This window comes from Leucobacter sp. OLIS6, assembly GCF_002752355.1.
In the GTDB taxonomy this organism is placed as follows: Bacteria; Actinomycetota; Actinomycetes; order Actinomycetales; family Microbacteriaceae; genus Leucobacter.
Genome location: NZ_MRAV01000008.1, coordinates 273,694 through 292,973, shown reverse-complemented (window position 1 = coordinate 292,973; position 19,280 = coordinate 273,694). Strand labels below are relative to the sequence as shown.

Genomic DNA, 19,280 nt, shown 5'->3' with positions numbered 1-19,280 from the left:
CACTGGGGAAACGGTACCGGATCGGCGCGGAATCGGCATGATCCCGCGCCGATCCGGACCTCCGGGAGGAGCTAGACGATCCGCTCGGGGTGCGCGAGCAGCTCGTGCACCGACGCGGGCGGCTCGATGCCGTCGCGCAGATCGGGAGCCGCCTCGGCGATCGCACTGGGTGCGCCGAACCGCACGAATCCGGCCCAGGCGTCGCCCGCGATGTCGGACTCCTCGTCCTCGGGCCAATCGGCCGAGACGCGCAGCGACCAACGGTCGATCGGCAGGGCGAGCGCGACCGTCGCCGCGAGCTCTTTCTTGCTCGACGACCGCACCTCGGCGCTGCGGTTCGGGATGAAGCGGTCGGAGAGCGCGTCGAGCACGGCCGGCTTGTCGGCCGGATCGATCGCTTCGAACCGGCCGAAGAGCATGGCGCTGCGGTAGAGCATCGACGATTCGAAGGTGCTGCGCGCGACGACCACGCCGTCCACCTTCGTGACCGTGACGCTGACCTCCTGTTCCGCGATCGCGCGCATCCAGCGGGATCCCGTCGAGCCGTGGATCACCAGCCGGTCGTCGATCACGGCGAAGCCGGTCGGGAACACGACCGCTCGCCCGTCGACGACGAGGCCGACGTGTGCGAGCACGGTCGAGCCGAGCAGCTCGTCGAGCGCCGCGCGTTCCGTCGACATCTTCTCGGGCATGCGTTGCGAGACGAGACTGGGCATTCCGGGATCCTCCTGGGGTCGTTCGGCGTGAGCGCCGGTTCCAGGATCGCCCCGGAAGCGGTCCTCGAAGAAGTCCGATTCGCTACGATTCGAGAGGACCGATCCTGGCAATACGGGATCACGATGCGCCCGGGAGGCCGCCATGCTCGATGCATCGATCTGGATCGCGCTCGACCGCGGGACCGGCGAATCGCTCGCGGCGCAGCTCGTCCGCCGGCTCCGCGACCGGATCCTCTCGGGCGACCTCGCCGAGGGCGAGGCGCTCCCCTCGTCCCGGGCGCTCGCCGAATCGCTCGGCGTCGCCCGGTCGGTCGTCGTGCGCGCCTACGAGCAGCTCGGGGGCGAGGGCTACCTCGACGCCCGGCTCGGATCCGCGACGCGGATCGCCGCCGGCATCGTTCCGGCGGCAGTTCCGGCGGCGGCGGCGGAAATTGCGCCGGCCGGTACGGAAGGGTCACCCGGCGCTCCGGTCGGCAGGGATCCCCGACGCGCAGGCGAGGGATCGCGGCCGGCACCGCCCGATTCCGACGCCCGCGGCCCGATCGACCTCCGCACGGGGCACCCCTACGCTCCGCCGCTCCCTCCCGAGGAGTGGCGGCGTGCCCTCGCCGTCGCGGCCCGCGAGCCGCTGCGCTCGTACGCGCCGCCGCCCCTCGGCGAGCAGCGCCTGCGCGAGCAGATCGCGCTGCACGTCCGACGCTCGCGCGGCGTGCCCTGCGCGACCGAGGACGTGATCGTGACCTCCGGTACCTCCGACGCGCTGCTGCTCGTCTCGCTCGCGCTGGGCGCCGGTGCGCGCATCGCGACCGAGGATCCCGGATACCCCGAGGCGTCCGCCGTGTTCGAGACCGCCGGCCTGCGCGTCGAACCGGTTCCCGTCGGCGACCGCGGCCTGCGGCCGGAACTGCTGAGCGCCGTGCGCCCGCGAGCCGACGCGGTACTCGTCACGCCCAGCCACCAGTTCCCGCTCGGCGGCCGGATGACCGCGGCCGAGCGCACCTCCCTCGTCGCGCACGCCGCGCGCGCCGGGACACTGATCATCGAGGACGACTACGACAGCGAGTTTCGCCACCTCGGCGCCGCGCTGCCCGCGATCGCCGCGCTCGACCCGGGCGGGGTCGTGGTCCACATCGGCAGCCTGAACAAGACGCTGTCCCCGTCACTGCGCTGCGGATACCTCGTCGCCACCGCGGGGAGCCCGATCCACGAGCGGCTGACGCGCACCCGCAGCGCGCTCGGTCCCACCGTGCCGCTCGTCACCCAGTCGGCGCTCGCGGCGTTCTTCGCCTCGGGCGGGCTGCGCCGCTACGTGGCCCGCACCCGCCGCGAATACCGGCACCGCCGCGCGCTGCTGCTCGAACGGTTCGCCGAATACGGCCTGGCCGACCGCCTCTCGGGGCTCGACGGCGGCCTGCACGCGGTGCTCGCCCTGCCCGATGGGATCGGCGGCGCCGAGGCGGCTGCGACACTGGAGTCGCGCGGGGTGCTCGTCGAGACCGTCGCCCAGTTCGCACGGCTTCCCCGGGCCGACGACGCGCTGGCCCTCGGATACGGGGCGGAGACCGCGATCCGGCTCGACCGGGGCCTCCGCACCGTCCTCGAGGTCGTGACCGAGTTCACGAGGACAGGCCGTCCACGACATCGGGGGCGTCGAACGCCCCGCCGATGACGAGAAGCGATACCGCGGCATAGAACAGCGCGGCCACGCCGGCCACCGGCCAGCAGACACGGGATCCCGTCTGCGTGGTGCTCCAGATCGCCAGCGGGAGCGCGACCGCGCAGGCGACGAACGCCGGCGGGCAGTAGACGAGGAACACGGCGCCCCAGCTGTCGAACGCGCTGGCGCCCAGGGCGATGAGGGCGACCACCGCGGCGACCGTGAGCCCGAGCAGGAACCCTTGGGTGATCGCCGAGTATCGACGCAGGCGCGGACCCAGTGCGAAGACGATCACACCGGCGAGCAGTGGAATGAACACGAGGGGATGTGTTGCGGTTCCCGAGAGTCCGGAGAATCCACCCAGCCCTCCATCAGGCCCGAGCAGGAGCAGCAGACCGGCCATGGTCGCGGTGAGCACCCCGAGCCAGGTGCGCCAGGCCATCCCCCAGCGTGAGCGCCGCATCCACGGATGGTCGAGGCGAATGCCGGGCTCGACCGGGTGCAGGTCCACCATGAGGCCAGGCTAGCAGTACGGTTTCACCCCGCGCAGCCCGGGCACGCCGCGCGGATCGCGGTCGCATTCACCGTTGCGCATTTGACAGCATGCTGTCAAAATGAACGCACAAGCCAGAGGAGGCCCCCATGCACCCCGCCAAGATCGCCCTCTACGCGACCGACACCATGGCCGACTGGGAGTACGCGTACCTGACCACGCAGCTCTCCGACGCCGAACAGGTGAAACCGGGCCGGTTCTCGCTCGTCATCGTCGGCGACGGCCTCACCCCCGTCACCTCGATGGGCGGCCTGCCGATCGCGCCGTCCGTCGACCTGGACGACATCGTCGACGACGAATCCCTCGCCGCGCTCGTGATCCCCGGCAGCGACCGCTACGAGTCCGGCCACGAGCGGCTCGCCGAGACCACGCGCGCGCTGCTCGACCGGGAGGTGCCGGTCGCGGCGATCTGCGGCGCCACCTTCCTGCTCGCCCGCACCGGCCTGCTCGACGAACGCGATCACACCTCCAACGCCGCCGAGTACCTGCAGATGACGGGTTACGCCGGCGGCGAGCGCTACCGGGACGCGCCCGTCGTCACCGACGGCGGTATCACCACCGCGAGCGGGATCCGCCCCGTCCCGTTCACCGCGGAGGTGATGCGGCGCGTCGGCCTGTTCCCCGACGACGTGATCGACGCGTGGGAGCAGCTCAACCTGACGGCCGATCCGCGGTACTTCCAGGCCTGGATGGAGGCCGCCGATGCCTGGCAGAAGTCCTGAGGGCGACGCGCTCACCGCGCTCGTCCTACCGGCGTTCGAACTGAACGGCGAGTTCCTGAGCGCGGCCGCGATGATCAGCGCACCGCATCAGCTCACCCCGGCGCAGTGGCAGGTGCTCGGCGCCGTGCTCGAGGAACCGATCCCGGTCGCCGAGATCGCGCGCCGGATCGGCCTCGGCCTCACGCGGCAGAGCGTCCAGCGCGTCGCCAACGACGTGGTGGAGGCCGGCTGGGCGGAGTGGCTCGACAACCCGCAGCACCAGCGCGCCAAGCTGCTGGAACCGACTTCCTCTGGCCGCTCGGCGGTCGCCGCGATGGCGGCCGAGCAGCACGCGTGGGCGGACCACGTCGGCGCCGCGGTCGGCCGCTCCGAGCTGGCCGAGCTGAGCCGCCTGATCCCGCGGGTGATCGCCGCGTCGCGGGAGTACCGCGAGTCCCGCGATTCGGTGTCCGACAGGCACCATGCCTGACGGCGCGGGGCCCGGGCGCGCCGGGAGCCGTTCGCGCCGTGCGTTCGGCGCGCACCGTGCGTTCGGCGCGCTCCGCGTCGCGACCCTGGTCTGGATCGTCGGCGTGACGCTCGCGATCCTGATCGCGTTCCCCGGCCTCCCCGGGACCGTGCCCGTGCATTTCGGGTTGTCGGGTACGGCCGACGATTGCGGGCCGCGGGCGACGGTGTTCGCACCGCTCGCGATCCTCGTGGTGCTCGGCTGCGCGCTGTTCTGGGCTTCGGGAGACCCGAAGCGGGTCCTGAAGCCGGACGAGCGGTCTCCCGAGCGCGCCGAGCGGCGGGCGCGGGTCGCCTGCCAGACGCTCGTTCTGACGAACGCGGGGGTCGCGGTGCTCCTCGGCGGTCTGCTGCTCTCGATGACGTTCGGCTGGACCGCGGCGCCGCTGCTCCTGGCCGGAGCATCCCTGCTCCTCATCGCGGTCGGATCCGGCATCTGGCGCACCCTGCGCGCCTCCATGCCCCATCGAACGGACTCAAATTGACCATTCACGGCACCGAAAGGTCAATTTGAGTCCGTTCGATGTCGGGGGGGGAACTACCATGACGCCATGGCAGAGAAGATCGACTTCAAGCGCACCCTCGCGTCCTACCGCGTCCCGCGCGGCCGGTTCGAGATCGTCGACGTCCCCGAGCGCTGGTACCTCATGATCGACGGCCACGGCGACCCGAATTCCGAGGTCGCCGCCGATGCGATCGCCGCTCTCTATCCTGTGGCCTACGCGATGAAGTTCGCGAGCGCGCGCGAACTCGACCGCGACTACGTCGTACCGCCGCTCGAGGCGCTCTGGTGGGCGGACGACATGGATTCCTTCACTTCGGCCCGCGACAAGTCGCGGTGGGACTGGACCATGATGCTGCTGATACCCGACTGGATCGACGAACAGCGATTCGTCGCGGCGGTCTCAGCGGCGAGCGCCAAGAAGGACGCGGCCGCCCGCATCGGCGACGTCCGGCGCGAGTCCCTCACCGAGGGCCGCTGCGTGCAAACCCTGCACATCGGCTCCTACGACGAGGAGACCGACACGCTCGCAGAGCTGCACGAGCGGTTCATCCCCGGGCAGGGGCTCCGCATGACGGGCCGGCATCATGAGGTCTACCTCGGGGATCCGCGCCGCACGGCCCCCGAGAAGCTGCGCACGATCCTGCGTCAGCCGGTGGCGGACGCCGGCACGGCCTGACGCCGGTAGCGGGTCAGCCCCGACCGGACCTCGCGCGCGCTCGAGACGTCCTCGAGCCCGGCGGCTTCGAGCAGCCGCTTCGTCCGGCGCGGCAGCTCGGGCAGGTTCGGTGCGACCTCCGGCGGCTGCTTCGCGACTCCGACGATGAGGGATCGCTGTTCTCCGCGCGCGCTGAGCTCGATCCGCGCATACTCGGATCCCCGCCGCCAGAGGAGTTCGTCGAGCTGCGCATAGCCGCACTCGAACACGTCGTCTCCGACCTCGAGTCGCAGGCGCCGGTCTCCGAAGAGGATCGAGCAGCGGCGGCTGCGGGCGCGGAACATCGCACTGATGATCGCGTAGAGCGGCAGCCCGATCACCAGCGCGAACGCGATGATCACCACCATCGGGCCCACGTTCATGACCGCCGGGAATGCGAGCATGAGTCCCGCTCCCAGCAGGCTCGCCACGATGACCGTGCCGACGATCACGCCGGTGAGCGCGCCGAACCGCATCGGCGCAGCGGAGAACCGCACGATCGCGCCGTCGCTCTCGGCGGCCTCCCACTCGGGCAGGCGGCGCTCGACCGGCTTGCTGCCGACTTTGACGAGCGCCGTGACCGTGTGGAGCAGTGCGAGCGCCAACCAGGCGACGGTGACGAGCCCGGCCATCTGGAGCGCGAAGAACACGCCCCAGCCCGAATCCGGCAGGATCCCGGTCTGCGCGAGCGGCTTCGTCCAGAGGAACATCGCCCAGATCGTGAGCGCGATCGCGGCGGTCGCGCCGACGTGGAGCATGATCCGGATACGGAACGGCTCGACCCGGTTCAGCCCGTCGAGGATCGCGTTGCCCGCGAACCATCCGCCGAGCAGGGTGAGCAGGAACGGCACGATCCAGTCATCGCTGAGCCCGAAGCTCCCGGTCGCGAAGAGCACGGATGCCGCGGCGATGAGCAGGGCCGCCCAGACGACCGGTTTCCCGAAGATCCTGCGCACCGCTCAGCCCGCTCCACCGTGTTCGCCCATGGTCCGCAAGTCTATTCCGCGATTCGAGTCCGGGTTCTCGAACCGAAGCCCGAGACCCGCGACCCCACCGGCCGCCGGATGGTAGCGAGCGAGGAGACGGCGCGCGTCCCGCCGCTCACTCTGCCGCGGCGATGATCTCGCGGGTGCGCAGCACCGTCGCGAATTCGCCGTGCAGGTTCGTCGCGGTCGTCTCCGACAGCGCGGCCGCGTCGATCAGGTTCCCGTCCGGCGAGCGGCGGTCGAAGGTGTGCGTGGCGTCGATCGCGAAGACCGTGTCGTAGCCGAGGTTGCCGGCCATGCGCGCGGTGGTCTCGCAGCAGTGGTTCGTCGTGATCCCGCAGATCACGAGCTGCGAGATGCGCTCCTGGCGCAGCCAGGCGTCGAGATCGGGGGTTCCATAGAAACTGGAGTTGACCTGCTTCCGCACCAGCAGGTCGGGATCGCCGGTGACGCAGTCCTTGAAGTCGTGGCCGGGCTGACCCGGGCGCAGCGGGGAATCGGGGTTCGCGGAGTCGTGCTGCACGAACACGAGCGGCCACTCCTGCGCCCGCCAGTGCTCGATGAGCGCGGCGATGTTCGCCTCGCACGCGGGGTTGTCGCGTCTCCCCCAGAACGCGTCGTCGTCGAAACCGCGCTGCACGTCGATCACGATGAGGGCGGGTCGTTCCGCGGGGCTCCAGGGCATGCCTGCACGATAGCGCAGCTCCGAGCCGGCGCACGACGATCTCCTCCCGGATCCCGCTCGCACGGCGCGTGCGCTACGGCGCGAAGAGCAGCTGCTCCACCAGAGGGTGAGTGTCGGGAGTCCGGTCGGCCAGCGAACCGAGCAGTTCCCCCAGGTTCGCCGCGACGACCGTTGATTCCTCGAACTCGGGCTCCGACCCGTGGACGATCGCACCGTCGGAGCGCTCCGCCAGATAGGCGTAGTGGTCGCGCACGCTGAGCAGGACCGGGCGGTGCGCTCTCCAGTACTCGGAGATCTCGGCCGCTTCTCGGGCGGTGCCGGCGGCCTCCAGGCTGAGCGTTTCGAAGGCGTTCCAGGCGAACCCGTCCTCCGGCTGCGCCGCATAGTCGTTACGGCTCAGGAACCAGACCGCGTCATCCGAACTCGAGAGGGCGGAGAACGAGGACGCCCAGGCGGTCAGCGCTTCCGAGGCACCCGCGAGCGCGCTCGGCAACTCGGTTCCGGGCGGCGGCGGATCGACCGACCACCCCGCTCGTTCGAGCCTCGCGATCGCGTCGACGGCAGCATTCCCCATGGCATCAGGATAGAGCGGGTGGTGAATCGGGTCGGCTCCACCTCCGTCTCCGCAGCGCACCGAGCGACACGGAATGCATCAGCGCGCCCGAGCGAGCGAGCTACACCCGCTTCCGCTGGCACCGCGGACAGAAGTGCGATCCGCGATTCATGAACGCCATGCGCGTGATCGGGCCGCCGCAGCGCGGGCACGCCTCCCCCGTGCGGCCGTAGGCGTTGAGGGAGTGGGCGAAGTACCCCGCCTGCCCGTTCACGTTGACGTATTGCGCGTCGAAGCTCGTGCCGCCCTCCGCGAGGGCCTTCGCGAACACCTCGCGCACGTGCGCGAGCAGCTCGGCCGCCTTGGCCGCGCCGATGCGCGTGCCCGCGGTCTCGGGGTGGATCCGCGCGCGCCACAGCGCCTCGTCGGCGTAGATGTTGCCGACGCCGCTGATGAGCGCCTGGTCGAGCAGTTGGCGCTTCACCGCGACCGGGCGGGCGCGCAGTCGCGCGATGAACAGCGCGTCGTCGAAGGCCGGATCGAGCGGGTCGCGCGCGATGTGCGCCGCCTGCCCCGGGATCAGCGGCTCCGCCGCACCGCGACCGGCGGCGAAACCGTCGTCGGTCGCCACGAGCCCGTCGATGGCGAGGGATCCGAACAGTCGCTGGTCGGAGAAGTCGAGGCGCAGCTCACCGTGCTCGGGGTGCTCGATCCAGAGCCGCACGCGCACGTGCGCGTCGTCCGGGGCGTCGTGAGCGCGCAGCAGCATCTGTCCGCTCATGCCGAGATGGGCGAGCAGCGCGACCGGAGAGCCGCCGGCGATCGGAACCCACAGGAATTTGCCGCGCCGGGCCGGCGCGGCGAACGAGGCGCCGACGATGCGGCGTTCGAAGTCCGCGGCGCGCGCCGACGTCGCGGCGGCGTCGAGGCTCACGCCCACTCCGCCGACCCCGGCTTCGACCGAGAGCGGCACGTGGCGCTTCAGCGCCCGCGCATCGCGCACCTCGGCGGCGACGACGCTCGCGCCGTTCAACGCGGGCGCGAGGCCCGCGCGAACGACCTCGACTTCGGGAAGCTCGGGCATCGAGAACGCCTCGGCTACTTGCTCTTGCGCAGCTGCGCGACGGCGTCGCGGGCGGCCGCGAGCTCGGCGGCCTTCTTGCTGGTGCCCCGGCCGGTGCCGACGGCACCCGCGAGCTCGACGCGCGCGGTGAAGCGGCGATCGTGGTCGGGTCCCTCGCCGGTGACGTCATACGCGGGATGCGGCAGGCCGCGGGCGGCCGCCTCCTCCTGCAGCGAGGTCTTGGGGTCGAGCGCGACCGTGAAACGGTCGGGATCCTCGAGCAGCGGCGCGACGAGCTGGCGCACGAACTGCGCGGCCGTCTCGGGATCGGTCGACAGATATACGGCCCCGATGGTCGCCTCGACGGTGTCGGCGAGGATCGAGTCCTTATCGCGACCGCCCGTCAGCTCCTCGCCCTTGCCGAGACGCAGCTCGGCGCCGAGGCCGAGACCGCGGGCGACCTCGGCGAGCGCGACCGTCGACACGAGCGCGGCGCGCCGCTTGGCGAGCTCACCCTCCGACAGGTCGGGGTAGTCGCGGTACAGCTTGACCGTGACCGCCTGGCCGAGAATCGAGTCGCCGAGGAACTCGAGACGCTCGTTGTGCGGCGCGCCCCCGTGCTCGTATGCCCAGGAGCGGTGCGTCAGCGCGAGCTGCAGCAGCTCGGGATCGATCGCGACGCCGAACGATGAAAGAAAGCCGCCGGGCTCCCCCGAAGGGGATCCCGGCGGCATCTCAGGTGCCTGCACCTTAAACGTCGGCGACCTTGCGGCCCTTGTACTCGAGGAACAGGGGGGTGCCCTGCGAATCCTCGACCACGCGAGCGCGGTGCGGGAGGCTGTAGACGGTCTTACCGTTCTCGACGGTCTTGACCAGCTTCGGGGCCTCGGCCTTCCACGCCGAACGGCGGTGACGGGTGTTCGAACGCGACAACTTCCGCTTGGGAACAGCCATGATGTTCTCTCCTACTTGCTATCCGGCGCGGGCTGTTCGCCCTCGCCACGGTCTGGGTCGGCCACAAAATCGGCCAGCATCGCCCAACGCGGATCAACATCCACGCTGGACACGGCTGCAGCTCCGGCCTCGCGCAGCTCACCGGACTCGGGATCGAGCCCCGGGCAGTCCGGGCGACACACAGGCTGGAACGGTAGTGCGAGCACTACCGCGTCTCGGAGCGGAGGTTCAAGATCCACGTGATCACCGTGAACCTCATACTCGTCGGCCTCCGAAGGAGTATACGCGAAAAGCTCTTGAAAATCGACTTCGAACGGTTCGGCGAACTGCGTGAGGCAGCGACCGCACTCTGCATGCATGGTCGTGCGGGCGGTTGCGGAGACGAGGATGCCCTCGTGGACCGATTCCAGACGCACCGCGAGGTCGAGCTGCTCGCCCGCCGGAATGCGGGCCAGGGCCTCGCCGAGCTGGTCGGGGACCTCGAGGGTGCGCTCCCGCTCCCGCATCTCGCCGGGGCGATTGATGAGGTCGCGGATGTTCTCCTGATAGACGCGGGGGTGATTCACCGATCCAGGGTACCGGATCAGGCTGGGCGCGTCTTCTCGAGGTAGCGGCCGACGGCGGGAGGCACGTAGGACGCGACGTCGCCGCCGAGCGCGGCGACCTGGCGCACGAGCGAGCTCGACACGTGGGCGTGACCGGGATCCGGCAGCAGGAACACGGTCTCGACGTTCGCGAGACTGCGGTTCATCAGCACCATCGGGGTCTCGTAGGCCACGTCGATCTGCGAGCGGATTCCCTTCACGAGGACCGACGCCCCTACCTCGACGCAGTAGTCGACCAGCAGGCCGACCGACCACGAGGCGACGACCACGTTGCTCGGGATCGTCTCGTCCTCGTCGATGGAGCGCTGCAGCAGGTTGACCCGCTCGGCGATGGGGAGCATGGCGTGCTTGTCGGGGTTGTGCACGACGAGCACGTGGACCTGGTCGAAGATCGCGGCGGCCCGGCGGATCACGTCGAGGTGTCCGAGGGTCACCGGATCGAAGGAACCGGGAACGACGGCGATTCTGGTCATGCGGCCAGCCTAGAGGCTCCGATATCGACGCCACGGCATTTTGCGGCTTCGCGCAGAATTCGTTCAGCGGTTCCGGATCGAGATGCACGATTGCTCGCAGATCCTGCGACGCGACGGCGTGTCGCGCCCGTCCGGAGCACGCCGACGGACCAGCCCCGGCCCGTCAGGACTTCGCGAGGTTGTCGAGGTGGTCCTGATCCCCCGCGATGAGCGCGGCGAGCAGCGGGGCGCCGCGGAGCTCGGGATCCGCGTCGAGCAGCGCGGCGGCGACGTCGCGCGCGTGCGCGATCAGTTCGCCGTGCTCGACCACGCGCAGGAGGCGCAGCGTCGAGCGTCCGCCCGACTGCTCGGTTCCGAGGATGTCGCCCTCGCGCCGCAGTTCGAGGTCGACCTCGGCGAGCACGAAGCCGTCGCGGGTGCCCGCGACCGCGTCGAGGCGCTCGCGCGCCACCGTGCCGTCGGCCGCGGTGGTGAGCAGCAGGCAGAGCCCCGGATGCTCGCCCCGGCCGACGCGGCCGCGCAACTGGTGCAGCTGCGAGATGCCGAAGCGGTCGGCGTCGCGCACGACCATCATCGACGCGTTCGGCACGTTGACCCCGACCTCGATGACGGTGGTGGCGACGAGGAGCTGGATCTCGCCGGCGGAGAAGGCGCGCATGACGGCGTCCTTCTCGTCGGGTTTCATCGCGCCGGTGAGGCCCGCGGTCGTGATCCCGGCGAAGTCGGCGCGCGCCCGGAGCTCCGCCAGCGTGTCCTCGACGTTGGAGATCTGCGGCGCGGCTCCCCCGCCGCCGGCCTCCGGCTCGACCGGCCCCGGATCCTCGACGCCCTCCTCCTTCGCGCCCGCAGCGATCGCGGGGCACACGACGTAGACCTGCCGCCCCGCCGCGACCTCCTCGAGGGACCGGAGCCAGGCGCGGTCGGCCCACTTCGGCCGCTCGAACACGGGGACCACGAAGGTCTCGATGCCCTGACGCCCGGCGGGGAGATCGCGGATCGCGGTCACCTCGAGGTCGCCGAAGGCCGTGAGCGCCACGGTGCGCGGGATCGGGGTCGCGGTCATGGCGAGCACGTGCGGCTCGTCGCCCTTGCGGCGGAGCGTCTCGCGCTGCTCGACCCCGAAGCGGTGCTGCTCGTCGATGACGACGAGGCCGAGATCCGCGAAGGTCACGTTCTCGCTGAGCAGCGCGTGCGTGCCGACGACGATGCGCGCGGAGCCCGCGGCCGTCGACAGCAGCGCGCGCTTGCGCTCGGCGGTCGGCATCTTGCTGGTCAGCAGGACGGGGTTCAGCAGCGGCGCCAGTTCGGGGCCCAATGATTCGACGATCGACCGCAGGTGCTGCGCGGCGAGCACCTCGGTCGGCGCGAGCAGGGCGCTCTGCCCGCCGCCCTCGGCGACCTGCAGCATGGCTCGCAGCGCGACCAGGGTCTTGCCCGAGCCCACCTCGCCCTGCAGCAGGCGGTGCATGGGATGCGGCTGCGAGAGCTCCTCGGTGATCGTGGATCCGGCCGCCCGCTGCCCTGCCGTCAGCTCGAACGGCAGCGCCGCGTCGAAGCGGTCGAGCAGCCCGCCGGCTTTCGGTGGACGCGGGGCGCTCGGAGCGATACCTGCGCGGCGCCTGCGATCGAGCAGCGCCAGTTGGAGTTCGAACGCTTCGCGGAACCGCAGGCTCTGCTGCGCCCGCTGCCAGTCGTTGGTGCGCTGCGGTCGGTGCACGAGCACGAACGCCTCGCGCAGGTCCAGGATCCCCTCGGCGTCGCGGATCGACCGCGGCACCGGATCCTCGAGGGGACCGAGCGCGTCGAGCGCGAGACCCACCGCTCGCTGGATGGTCCAGCTGGGCAGCTGCCCGGTCGCGGGGTAGATGGGGATCGGCGTCTCGGACCAGGCCTTCGCCGCCGCCTCGTCGAGTTCGGCGCCGTTCGTCACCGCGTCGTCGTCGAGCAGCTCGTAGTCGGGATGCTGCAGCTGCAGCTGGCCGCGGTACTCGCTGACCTTGCCCGCGAAGATGGCGCGCTTGCCCGGCAGCAGCTCGTTCGCCCGCCAGGCCTGGTTGAAGAAGGTGAGTGAGAGGAAGCCGGTGCCGTCGGTGATGCGCACCTCGAGCAGCTTGCCGTTGCGGCGTTGCATGCTGCGCTCGCGCACGTCGAGCACCTGCGCGACGACGGTGATCTGCTCGCCCACCGGCAGACCGGTGAGCGCGGTGAGCTCGCCCCGACGGGAGTACCGCCGCGGCACGTGCAGCAGCAGCTCGCCCACCGTGCGCATCTCGAACGCGCGCTGGAGGGCCTGGGCCGTGCGGCCGCCCACGACTCCCTCGAGTCGGGTCTCCAGGCTCGTGTCGTTCACGTCTCCAGGCTATCGGGCACCTCCGACACCGGAGTCGATCTTGATCCGTCCCCCGGGGGCTCCCTGCCTTCCCTGCCTTCCTGCTCTCCCCGCCTCACCGCCTCGGAGATCCGCACTGATTCGGACGTGTCGAGCAGGAGCGATCCGAATCCGTGCAGATATCCGAATGCATGACGGGGAACCGCCCGGGAAGCGATCGAGCCCGACCGGGTACGCTCATCCGGTGACCAGAATCATTGCGGGCAGTGCGGGATCGCTGCGACTCGAAGTCCCCAAGGCGGGCACGCGCCCGACGAGCGACCGGGTGCGCGAGGCGATCTTCTCGGCGCTCGACTCCTGGGGACTCATCGAGGGCGCGCGCGTGCTCGACCTCTACGCGGGATCCGGCGCGCTCGGCCTCGAGGCCATCAGCCGCGGCGCGGCTCGCGCGACCCTGGTCGAGAAGCATCCGCAGGCGGCGCAGGTCGCGGGCCGCAACGCCCGCACCGTGCTCGGCGCATTCCGCACGGCGAGCGCCTCCCCAGAGGTCGACGTCGCGCGGCAGTCGGTGCAGCACTTCCTCGACGAGCAGGCGCCCGTCGCCGCCTGGGACGCGATCCTGCTCGATCCCCCCTACGACCTGGGCGAGGAAGAGCTCGCGGCGAACATCGCGGCGCTCCCGCCCCTGCTGGATCCCGACGGCGTGGTGCTCGTCGAGCGGTCGAGCCGCAGCCCTGAACCGAGCTGGCCCGAGGGCCTCGTCCGGATCCGCGAGAAGCGCTACGGCGAGACCGTGCTGTGGTGGTCGGAGCTCGCCGCGCGCTGAGCCCGCGCTGCCGCAACGCCCCGGAAACGACGAACGGGCGCCGGAACCCGGAGGTTCCGACGCCCGCTGCGCTCCCGGGACTTAGCGCGGGATGAGGGTGTACTTGGTCGAGAGGAACTCGTGGATGCCCTCGGCACCGCCCTCGCGTCCGAGACCCGACTGCTTGACGCCGCCGAACGGAGCCGCCGCGTTCGACACGATGCCCGTGTTGAGGCCCATCATGCCGCTCTCGAGCTTCTCGATCATGCGGTGACCGCGCGCGATGTTCTCGGTGAACACGTAGCTCACGAGACCGTACTCGGTGTTGTTGGCGATCTCGACGGCCTCGTCCTCGGTCGAGAAGCGGATGATGCCGAGCACCGGTCCGAAGATCTCCTCGCGCATGATCGCGGCCTGGGGGCTGAGCTTGTCGATGACCGTGGGCTGGAAGAAGTTGCCCGGGCCGTCGATGATCTCGCCGCCGGTGACGACGGTGGCGCCGTTCTCGACCGCGTCGGCGACGAGTCGAGCGGAGTTGGCCACGGCCTTGTCGTCGATGAGGGCGCCGATCTGCACGTCCTCTTCGGCGCCGCGGCCGATCTTGAACGCCGCGACCTTCTCGGCGACCTTCTTCGCGAACTCGTCGGCGACCGACTCGTGCACGATGATGCGGTTGGCGGCCGTGCAGGCCTGGCCGATGTTGCGGAACTTCGCGAGCATCGCGCCTTCGACGGCCTTATCGAGATCGGCGTCCTCGAAGACGACGAACGGGGCGTTGCCGCCGAGCTCCATCGAGGTGCGGAGCACGTTCTGCGCAGCGGCCTCGAGCAGCTTGACGCCCACGGGGGTCGAGCCGGTGAAGCTGAGCTTGCGCAGGCGGGTGTCGCTGAGCAGCGCGCTGGACTGGGCGCTGGCCTTCGACGTGGGGACCACGTTGACGACGCCCGCGGGCAGGCCGACCTCTTCGAGCAGCTGCACGAAGAAGATGGTGGTCAGCGGGGTGAGCGCCGCGGGCTTGATGACCACGGTGCAGCCGGCCGCGAGCGCGGGGGCGATCTTGCGGGTCGCCATCGCGAGGGGGAAGTTCCACGGGGTGATGAAGTAGCACGGGCCGACGGGCAGGTGCGAGACCATCATGGTGCCGGTGCCCTCGGGGTTCTGACGGTAGTCGCCGTGCACGCGCACTGCTTCCTCCGAGAACCAGCGGAGGAACTCGCCGCCGTAGTTGACCTCGCCGCGGGCCTCGCTGATGGGCTTGCCCATCTCGATGCTCATGAGGAGCGCGAACTCCTCCTTGCGCTCCATGAGGAGGTCGAAGGCGCGGCGCAGGATGTTGGAGCGCTCGCGGGTGGGGGTCGCGGCCCAGGCGTCCTGAGCGGCGACGGCGGCGTCGAGCGCGCGCACGGCGTCCTCGACGCTGGCGTCGGCGATCGACTTGATGACCTCGCCGGTGGCGGGATCCTTGACGTCGAAGGTCGCGTTCGACGAGGAGGGCTGCCAGGTGCCGGCGATGCCGAGGCCCGACTGGACGCGGTCGAGCAGGTCCTGCTCGTTCTGCTTCAGTGCCATGAGGGGTGTCCTTTCGGTGTTCTGAACTGCGGGTCGAGCGGGCGGTGCGGATCCGGGATCGGTGTTCGAGCCCGGATCCGCGCCGCCCGCTCGGTGCGCGTCGTTAGTTGGCGGCCAGCGCGTCGGCGACGATCTGGAGGCCCTCGCGGAGCAGCTCGTCGGAGATCGACAGCGGCGGGAGGAAGCGGATCACGTTGCCGTAGGTGCCGCAGGTGAGGAGGATGACGCCCTGCTCGCCCGCGTACTTGGCGATCGCGCCGGTGAGCGCGGCGGCCGGGGTCTTCGAGCCCGACTCGACGAGCTCGATGGCCTGCATGGCGCCGCGGCCGCGGATGTCGCCGATGCGGTCGTCGGACTTCGCGAGCTCGGTGAAGAACTCCTCGATGATCGCGCCGATCTCGCGGGCGCGCTCGACGAGGTTCTCCTCCTGGTAGGTCTCGATCGTGGCGAGCGCCGCGGCGACCGCGGTCGGGTTGCCGGTGTAGGTGCCGCCGAGGCCGCCCGCGTGCGCCGAGTTCATGATGTCGGTGCGACCGGTGACCGCCGAGAGCGGCATACCGCCGGCGATGCCCTTCGCGGTGGTGACGAGGTCGGGGATGACGCCCTCGTGGTCGGCGGCGAACATGTCGCCGGTGCGCGCGAAGCCGGTCTGCACCTCGTCGAGGATGAAGACGACGCCGTTGGCGGTCGCCCACTCCTGGATCGCGGGGAGGAAGCCCTCGGCGGGGGCGATGAAGCCGCCCTCGCCCTGGATGGGCTCGATGATGACGGCGGCGGTGTTGGCCGCGCCGACCTGCTTCTCGATCTGGAGGATCGCCTGGGCGGCTGCCTCGGCGCCGGTCAGACCGTCGCGGTAGGGGTACGACGCGGGGGCGCGGTAGACCTCGGGGGCGAACGGGCCGAAGCCGTCCTTGTAGGGCATGTTCTTCGCGGTCATGCCCATGGTGAGGTTGGTGCGGCCGTGGTACGCGTGGTCGAACACGACGACCGCGTTGCGCTTGGTGAAGTGGCGAGCGATCTTGATCGCGTTCTCGACGGCCTCGGCGCCCGAGTTGAACAGCGCCGAACGCTTGTCGTGATCGCCGGGGGTCAGCTCGTTGAGCTTCTCGGCGACCTCGACGTAGCCGTCGTAGGGGGTCACGGTGAAGCAGGTGTGGGTGAAGCGCTCGACCTGCGCCTTGACGGCCTCGACGACCTTGGGGGCCGAGTTGCCGACACCGGTCACGGCGATGCCCGAGCCGAGGTCGATCAGCGAGTTGCCGTCGACGTCGACGAGCACGCCGCCGCCCGCGGCGACGGTGAAGACGGGGAGCGCGACGCCGACGCCCGAGGCCACGGCCGCGTTCTTGCGAGCGAGCAGCTCCTGCGACTTCGGACCGGGGATCGCGGTCACGAGCTTGCGCTCCTGCGGGAGCGAGGGTCCGCCGATGATGGTGGCGTCGGTCATTGAGTTCCTCCTTGACTCAGTTGGCGTCGCGACGGATCGTCGCGCGTACTGCAGTCAGCTTAGGACCGGCGACTACGCCACTGGCGTGCCAGAATGGTGAACAGGGCGAGAATCTTTCGCCACTCTGTCGAGACTCGCCGGACGCCAGGAGGAACCCGTGCCGATCCCCGCATCCGCGGTCGCCCAGACGGTCCACGCGACCATCGAACTGGGCGAACTGCTGCGCCAGTATCAGCTCGGTCTCGTGCTCATCGCCGGTACCGCCGACGACGCCGGGGAACGCCCCGTGCAGTGGGTCCACGGCAGCGACCTCGCAGACCCTTCCCCCTTCCTCACGCCGAGGACCGTGCTGCTCACCACCGGGGCGCAATTCCCGGCGCCCCCGACGCAGGCGCAGGCCGACGACTACGTCGACCGCCTCATCGCGGCCGGTGCGACCGCGCTCGGCGTCGCGGCCGGCGTGGTCTGGGAGCGGACGCCCGCGACGCTCGTCGCGGCCTGCGATCGGCGCGGCTTCCCGCTGATCCGCGTCCCCTACGACACCCCGTTCATCGCGATCGTGCAGACCGCGGCCCAGCTGCTCGAGGCGCAGGCCCGCGCCCGCGACGTCTGGGCGCTGGACTCGCAGCGGGCGGTCTCGACCGCAGCCCTCCAGGAGGACGGGCTCGCGGCTGCGATCCGCGAGGCTGCGAGCCGTCTCGGCCGCGGCGTCGCGCTCACCGACCGCTCCGGGCGGATCATCGAGGCGGCGCCCGCTTCGGCCCGCACCCGATTGAGCGCCGAGTGGATCCGGTCCGAGGCGCGCGAGCTCGTGGAGCGTGGAATCCGATCCGGGCGTTCCCGCGACCGGGACGGCGTCGGCGTGCAGCTGCAGACCCTCGGGCGCGCGCAGCGCCTCATGGGCGTGCTGCTGGTCGAGGGTTCCGGCGTGCCCGACACCGCGGAACGCACACTCATCGGGCTCGTGGCCGCGCTCGCGACGGTGCAGCTCGAGCATCGCATCGGCGTCGACGCCGCCGAGACCGCGCTGCGCGGCTCCGTCGTGCGCCTGCTGCTCGCGGGCCGCGGCGAGCTCGCCGCCGAGATCTCGACGGGGATCCTGCCCCGGCTCCCGCGCGGTCAGATCGCGGTGATCCTCACCGACTCGTTCGAGCGGTCCTCGGTGCCCGCCGGCACTCCGATCGACGATCTGAGATCGATCGCCGCCGGACGCGCGGGCGTGCTGACGGCTCCGCACGGCGGCGGCGCGATCGTGATCTGCGAGGCCGCCGAGCTCTCGCCCGTGCTGCGCGTCGTGCGTGAGCACGGCATCGCATCGGGCGTCTCCGAACGCGGCGCGATGGCCGACCTCGACCGCCTCATCGAGCAGGCGGACCAGGCGCTCGAGCGCGCGCGGGTCGCCGACGACGGCCAGACCGTCGAGTACCGCCCGTCGATGCAGGCAGGGGTGCTGCGACTGCTCGACGCCGACCCCGAAGCCCGGCGTGCGGCGGAAGGGCTGCTCGCGCCCGTGCGGCAGCACGACGCCAAGCACGGCGACTCCATCGGTTCGAGCCTGCGGGTGTGGCTCGCCCACCACGGCCAGACGAGCCCCGCCGCCGCCGCGCTCGGCGTGCACCGCCACACGCTGCGCGCGCGAATCCAGACCGCCGAGAGCCTGCTGCAGCGCAGCCTCGACGACCCGGACACCCGAGCCGAGCTCTGGGCCGCCCTGCGCGTGGCCGGTGACGGCTGAGGCCGCGCCGCTCAGGCTGAACGGAAGACGAGCGTGACGCTCGCCGACACCTCCAGCTGCCCCTCCGTCACGACGACCGCGGGCGCCGCCGCACGGGCGAAGCGCGCATCGGCGAAGGCCGCTCCCCCGCTGCCGCCCGCGGATCCCGGCTCGCGCACCTCGAGCACCGCGCCCAGCGTCGTTCCGATCGCCGCCGCATAGTCCTCCGCGCGGGCCCGCGCATCGGCGACGGCCTCGCCGCGCAGCTCGCTCTCGACACTGCGGCGGACCTCGTCGCTCAGCCGCCACTCGACGCTCGGGTCGACCCCGGTCGTCGCGAGCTCCGCGGTGAGTTCGCCCACGAGGTCGAGGCGGAGCAGCAGCGCCCGCACGTTCGCGCCGGCGTAGTGCTCGGTGCGTCGCGACCCGTCCTGCTCCCACGAGCTGCTGGAGGTCGTGAGCGGATCCGCCTCGAAGCGCTCCGCGTCCCCGACTTCGACGAGCGCCTCGGCACGACGCACGAGCGCGGCGTGCAGTTCGGCCGCACGCCGAACGGCGTCCTCGCGGTTCGCGTCGGTCACCGAGACGCGCAGGTGCAGCGTCGCCCGGTCGGCCGCGAGCGTGCGATCCGCGGTCCCGGTGGTGATGATCTCGGTGGTCGTCGGCTCGATGGTCATGGCGCCTCCCGCGAAGATTCGCGCCCGCCGGCGGCGGGCCGCCCGTCCATTGTGCCGCAGTCGGCT

The 19,280-nt window shown here is 71.2% G+C and carries 21 protein-coding genes; 7 read left to right on the top strand and 14 right to left on the bottom strand.

All coding sequences use genetic code 11. The annotated features are described in order from the left end of the window. Window positions 1-71: 71 nt before the first annotated feature. A complete protein-coding gene (locus BMH31_RS04645) occupies window positions 72-716 on the bottom strand; it encodes a pyridoxamine 5'-phosphate oxidase family protein (RefSeq protein WP_241898133.1) in 645 nt (214 codons plus the stop codon). Window positions 717-858: 142 nt separating this feature from the next. Between BMH31_RS04645 and BMH31_RS04640 the strand changes: the two genes are divergently transcribed. After that, complete coding sequence (locus tag BMH31_RS04640; RefSeq protein ID WP_099724237.1) at window positions 859-2,385, top strand: PLP-dependent aminotransferase family protein; 1,527 nt, start codon at window positions 859-861, stop codon at window positions 2,383-2,385. Here BMH31_RS04640 and BMH31_RS04635 read toward each other — a convergent pair. Then, the gene (locus tag BMH31_RS04635) at window positions 2,333-2,887 is read right to left on the bottom strand and encodes a hypothetical protein (protein ID WP_099724238.1); all 555 of its coding nucleotides are present in this window, start codon (window positions 2,885-2,887) and stop codon (window positions 2,333-2,335) included. The two genes, BMH31_RS04640 and BMH31_RS04635, sit on opposite strands and share 53 nt — an antisense overlap. 128 nt (window positions 2,888-3,015) lie before the next feature. Here BMH31_RS04635 and BMH31_RS04630 point away from each other — a divergent pair, with 128 nt between their 5' ends. The 4 genes from BMH31_RS04630 to BMH31_RS04615 all read left to right on the top strand — a co-directional run bounded on the left by BMH31_RS04630 (window position 3,016) and on the right by BMH31_RS04615 (window position 5,336). Beyond that, window positions 3,016-3,648 carry a DJ-1/PfpI family protein gene (locus BMH31_RS04630; protein WP_099724239.1) on the top strand — a complete coding sequence of 211 codons (633 nt, stop codon included), beginning with the start codon at window positions 3,016-3,018 and terminating at the stop codon, window positions 3,646-3,648. Continuing rightward, entirely contained in the window at window positions 3,629-4,117 is a 489-nt protein-coding gene (locus tag BMH31_RS04625; RefSeq protein WP_099724240.1) for a MarR family transcriptional regulator, read from the top strand. Before BMH31_RS04630 ends, BMH31_RS04625 begins: the two co-directional genes overlap by 20 nt. Next, window positions 4,110-4,640, top strand: coding sequence for a DUF1648 domain-containing protein (locus tag BMH31_RS04620; protein ID WP_099724241.1), 531 nt, complete (start codon window positions 4,110-4,112; stop codon window positions 4,638-4,640). Before BMH31_RS04625 ends, BMH31_RS04620 begins: the two co-directional genes overlap by 8 nt. A 66-nt stretch (window positions 4,641-4,706) precedes the next feature. After that, window positions 4,707-5,336 (top strand): GyrI-like domain-containing protein, encoded by a 630-nt coding sequence (locus BMH31_RS04615; RefSeq protein ID WP_099747373.1) that lies wholly within the window; start codon window positions 4,707-4,709, stop codon window positions 5,334-5,336. Here the strand turns inward: BMH31_RS04615 and BMH31_RS04610 are convergent. From BMH31_RS04610 to BMH31_RS04570, 9 genes are all read right to left on the bottom strand, one after another. Then, window positions 5,306-6,310, bottom strand: coding sequence for a hypothetical protein (locus BMH31_RS04610; protein ID WP_099724243.1), 1,005 nt, complete (start codon window positions 6,308-6,310; stop codon window positions 5,306-5,308). The genes BMH31_RS04615 and BMH31_RS04610 overlap by 31 nt on opposite strands. A gap of 145 nt (window positions 6,311-6,455) precedes the next feature. Then, window positions 6,456-7,025 (bottom strand): cysteine hydrolase family protein, encoded by a 570-nt coding sequence (locus BMH31_RS04605; RefSeq protein WP_099724244.1) that lies wholly within the window; start codon window positions 7,023-7,025, stop codon window positions 6,456-6,458. A 73-nt stretch (window positions 7,026-7,098) separates the two neighbouring features. After that, window positions 7,099-7,599 carry a hypothetical protein gene (locus BMH31_RS04600; RefSeq protein WP_099724245.1) on the bottom strand — a complete coding sequence of 167 codons (501 nt, stop codon included), beginning with the start codon at window positions 7,597-7,599 and terminating at the stop codon, window positions 7,099-7,101. 100 nt (window positions 7,600-7,699) lie between these two features. Further along, window positions 7,700-8,662: a bifunctional DNA-formamidopyrimidine glycosylase/DNA-(apurinic or apyrimidinic site) lyase gene (mutM, locus tag BMH31_RS04595; protein WP_099724246.1), complete on the bottom strand. Its 963-nt coding sequence runs from the start codon at window positions 8,660-8,662 to the stop codon at window positions 7,700-7,702. A gap of 14 nt (window positions 8,663-8,676) precedes the next feature. After that, on the bottom strand, window positions 8,677-9,375 hold the full coding sequence (rnc, locus tag BMH31_RS04590) for a ribonuclease III (protein WP_099724247.1): 699 nt from the start codon (window positions 9,373-9,375) through the stop codon (window positions 8,677-8,679). Between the two features lie 16 nt (window positions 9,376-9,391). Next, window positions 9,392-9,595 (bottom strand): 50S ribosomal protein L32, encoded by a 204-nt coding sequence (rpmF, locus tag BMH31_RS04585; protein ID WP_046454512.1) that lies wholly within the window; start codon window positions 9,593-9,595, stop codon window positions 9,392-9,394. An 11-nt stretch (window positions 9,596-9,606) separates the two neighbouring features. Continuing rightward, window positions 9,607-10,161, bottom strand: a complete 555-nt coding sequence (locus BMH31_RS04580; RefSeq protein WP_241898132.1) for a YceD family protein — start codon at window positions 10,159-10,161, stop codon at window positions 9,607-9,609. Window positions 10,162-10,178: 17 nt separating this feature from the next. Further along, window positions 10,179-10,673, bottom strand: a complete 495-nt coding sequence (coaD, locus tag BMH31_RS04575) for a pantetheine-phosphate adenylyltransferase (protein ID WP_046454513.1) — start codon at window positions 10,671-10,673, stop codon at window positions 10,179-10,181. A gap of 163 nt (window positions 10,674-10,836) precedes the next feature. After that, window positions 10,837-13,023 (bottom strand): ATP-dependent DNA helicase RecG, encoded by a 2,187-nt coding sequence (locus BMH31_RS04570; RefSeq protein ID WP_099724248.1) that lies wholly within the window; start codon window positions 13,021-13,023, stop codon window positions 10,837-10,839. A gap of 223 nt (window positions 13,024-13,246) precedes the next feature. Here BMH31_RS04570 and rsmD point away from each other — a divergent pair, with 223 nt between their 5' ends. Continuing rightward, window positions 13,247-13,828, top strand: a complete 582-nt coding sequence (gene rsmD / locus BMH31_RS04565; RefSeq protein WP_099724462.1) for a 16S rRNA (guanine(966)-N(2))-methyltransferase RsmD — start codon at window positions 13,247-13,249, stop codon at window positions 13,826-13,828. Between the two features lie 81 nt (window positions 13,829-13,909). On the opposite strand, the gene BMH31_RS04560 is transcribed toward rsmD, so the two are convergent. Next, window positions 13,910-15,376, bottom strand: a complete 1,467-nt coding sequence (locus BMH31_RS04560) for an NAD-dependent succinate-semialdehyde dehydrogenase (RefSeq protein WP_046454516.1) — start codon at window positions 15,374-15,376, stop codon at window positions 13,910-13,912. 103 nt (window positions 15,377-15,479) lie between these two features. Continuing rightward, window positions 15,480-16,823, bottom strand: a complete 1,344-nt coding sequence (gene gabT, locus BMH31_RS04555; RefSeq protein ID WP_099724249.1) for a 4-aminobutyrate--2-oxoglutarate transaminase — start codon at window positions 16,821-16,823, stop codon at window positions 15,480-15,482. Between the two features lie 157 nt (window positions 16,824-16,980). Here gabT and BMH31_RS04550 point away from each other — a divergent pair, with 157 nt between their 5' ends. Then, complete coding sequence (locus BMH31_RS04550; RefSeq protein ID WP_099724250.1) at window positions 16,981-18,558, top strand: PucR family transcriptional regulator; 1,578 nt, start codon at window positions 16,981-16,983, stop codon at window positions 18,556-18,558. 11 nt (window positions 18,559-18,569) lie between these two features. On the opposite strand, the gene BMH31_RS04545 is transcribed toward BMH31_RS04550, so the two are convergent. After that, window positions 18,570-19,214: an SIMPL domain-containing protein gene (locus BMH31_RS04545; RefSeq protein WP_099724251.1), complete on the bottom strand. Its 645-nt coding sequence runs from the start codon at window positions 19,212-19,214 to the stop codon at window positions 18,570-18,572. Between the last annotated feature and the right edge of the window lie 66 nt (window positions 19,215-19,280).

Bases quoted from the DNA above. Each gene is read 5' to 3' on its own strand.
- BMH31_RS04645 (WP_241898133.1), bottom strand. From the start codon at position 716: ATGCCCAGTCTCGTCTCGCAACGCATGCCCGAGAAGATGTCGACGGAA.
- BMH31_RS04640 (WP_099724237.1), top strand. From the start codon at position 859: ATGCTCGATGCATCGATCTGGATCGCGCTCGACCGCGGGACCGGCGAA.
- BMH31_RS04635 (WP_099724238.1), bottom strand. From the start codon at position 2,887: ATGGTGGACCTGCACCCGGTCGAGCCCGGCATTCGCCTCGACCATCCG.
- BMH31_RS04630 (WP_099724239.1), top strand. From the start codon at position 3,016: ATGCACCCCGCCAAGATCGCCCTCTACGCGACCGACACCATGGCCGAC.
- BMH31_RS04625 (WP_099724240.1), top strand. From the start codon at position 3,629: ATGCCTGGCAGAAGTCCTGAGGGCGACGCGCTCACCGCGCTCGTCCTA.
- BMH31_RS04620 (WP_099724241.1), top strand. From the start codon at position 4,110: ATGCCTGACGGCGCGGGGCCCGGGCGCGCCGGGAGCCGTTCGCGCCGT.
- BMH31_RS04615 (WP_099747373.1), top strand. From the start codon at position 4,707: ATGGCAGAGAAGATCGACTTCAAGCGCACCCTCGCGTCCTACCGCGTC.
- BMH31_RS04605 (WP_099724244.1), bottom strand. From the start codon at position 7,025: ATGCCCTGGAGCCCCGCGGAACGACCCGCCCTCATCGTGATCGACGTG.
- BMH31_RS04600 (WP_099724245.1), bottom strand. From the start codon at position 7,599: ATGGGGAATGCTGCCGTCGACGCGATCGCGAGGCTCGAACGAGCGGGG.
- mutM (WP_099724246.1), bottom strand. From the start codon at position 8,662: ATGCCCGAGCTTCCCGAAGTCGAGGTCGTTCGCGCGGGCCTCGCGCCC.
- rnc (WP_099724247.1), bottom strand. From the start codon at position 9,375: ATGCCGCCGGGATCCCCTTCGGGGGAGCCCGGCGGCTTTCTTTCATCG.
- rpmF (WP_046454512.1), bottom strand. From the start codon at position 9,595: ATGGCTGTTCCCAAGCGGAAGTTGTCGCGTTCGAACACCCGTCACCGC.
- coaD (WP_046454513.1), bottom strand. From the start codon at position 10,673: ATGACCAGAATCGCCGTCGTTCCCGGTTCCTTCGATCCGGTGACCCTC.
- BMH31_RS04560 (WP_046454516.1), bottom strand. From the start codon at position 15,376: ATGGCACTGAAGCAGAACGAGCAGGACCTGCTCGACCGCGTCCAGTCG.
- gabT (WP_099724249.1), bottom strand. From the start codon at position 16,823: ATGACCGACGCCACCATCATCGGCGGACCCTCGCTCCCGCAGGAGCGC.
- BMH31_RS04545 (WP_099724251.1), bottom strand. From the start codon at position 19,214: ATGACCATCGAGCCGACGACCACCGAGATCATCACCACCGGGACCGCG.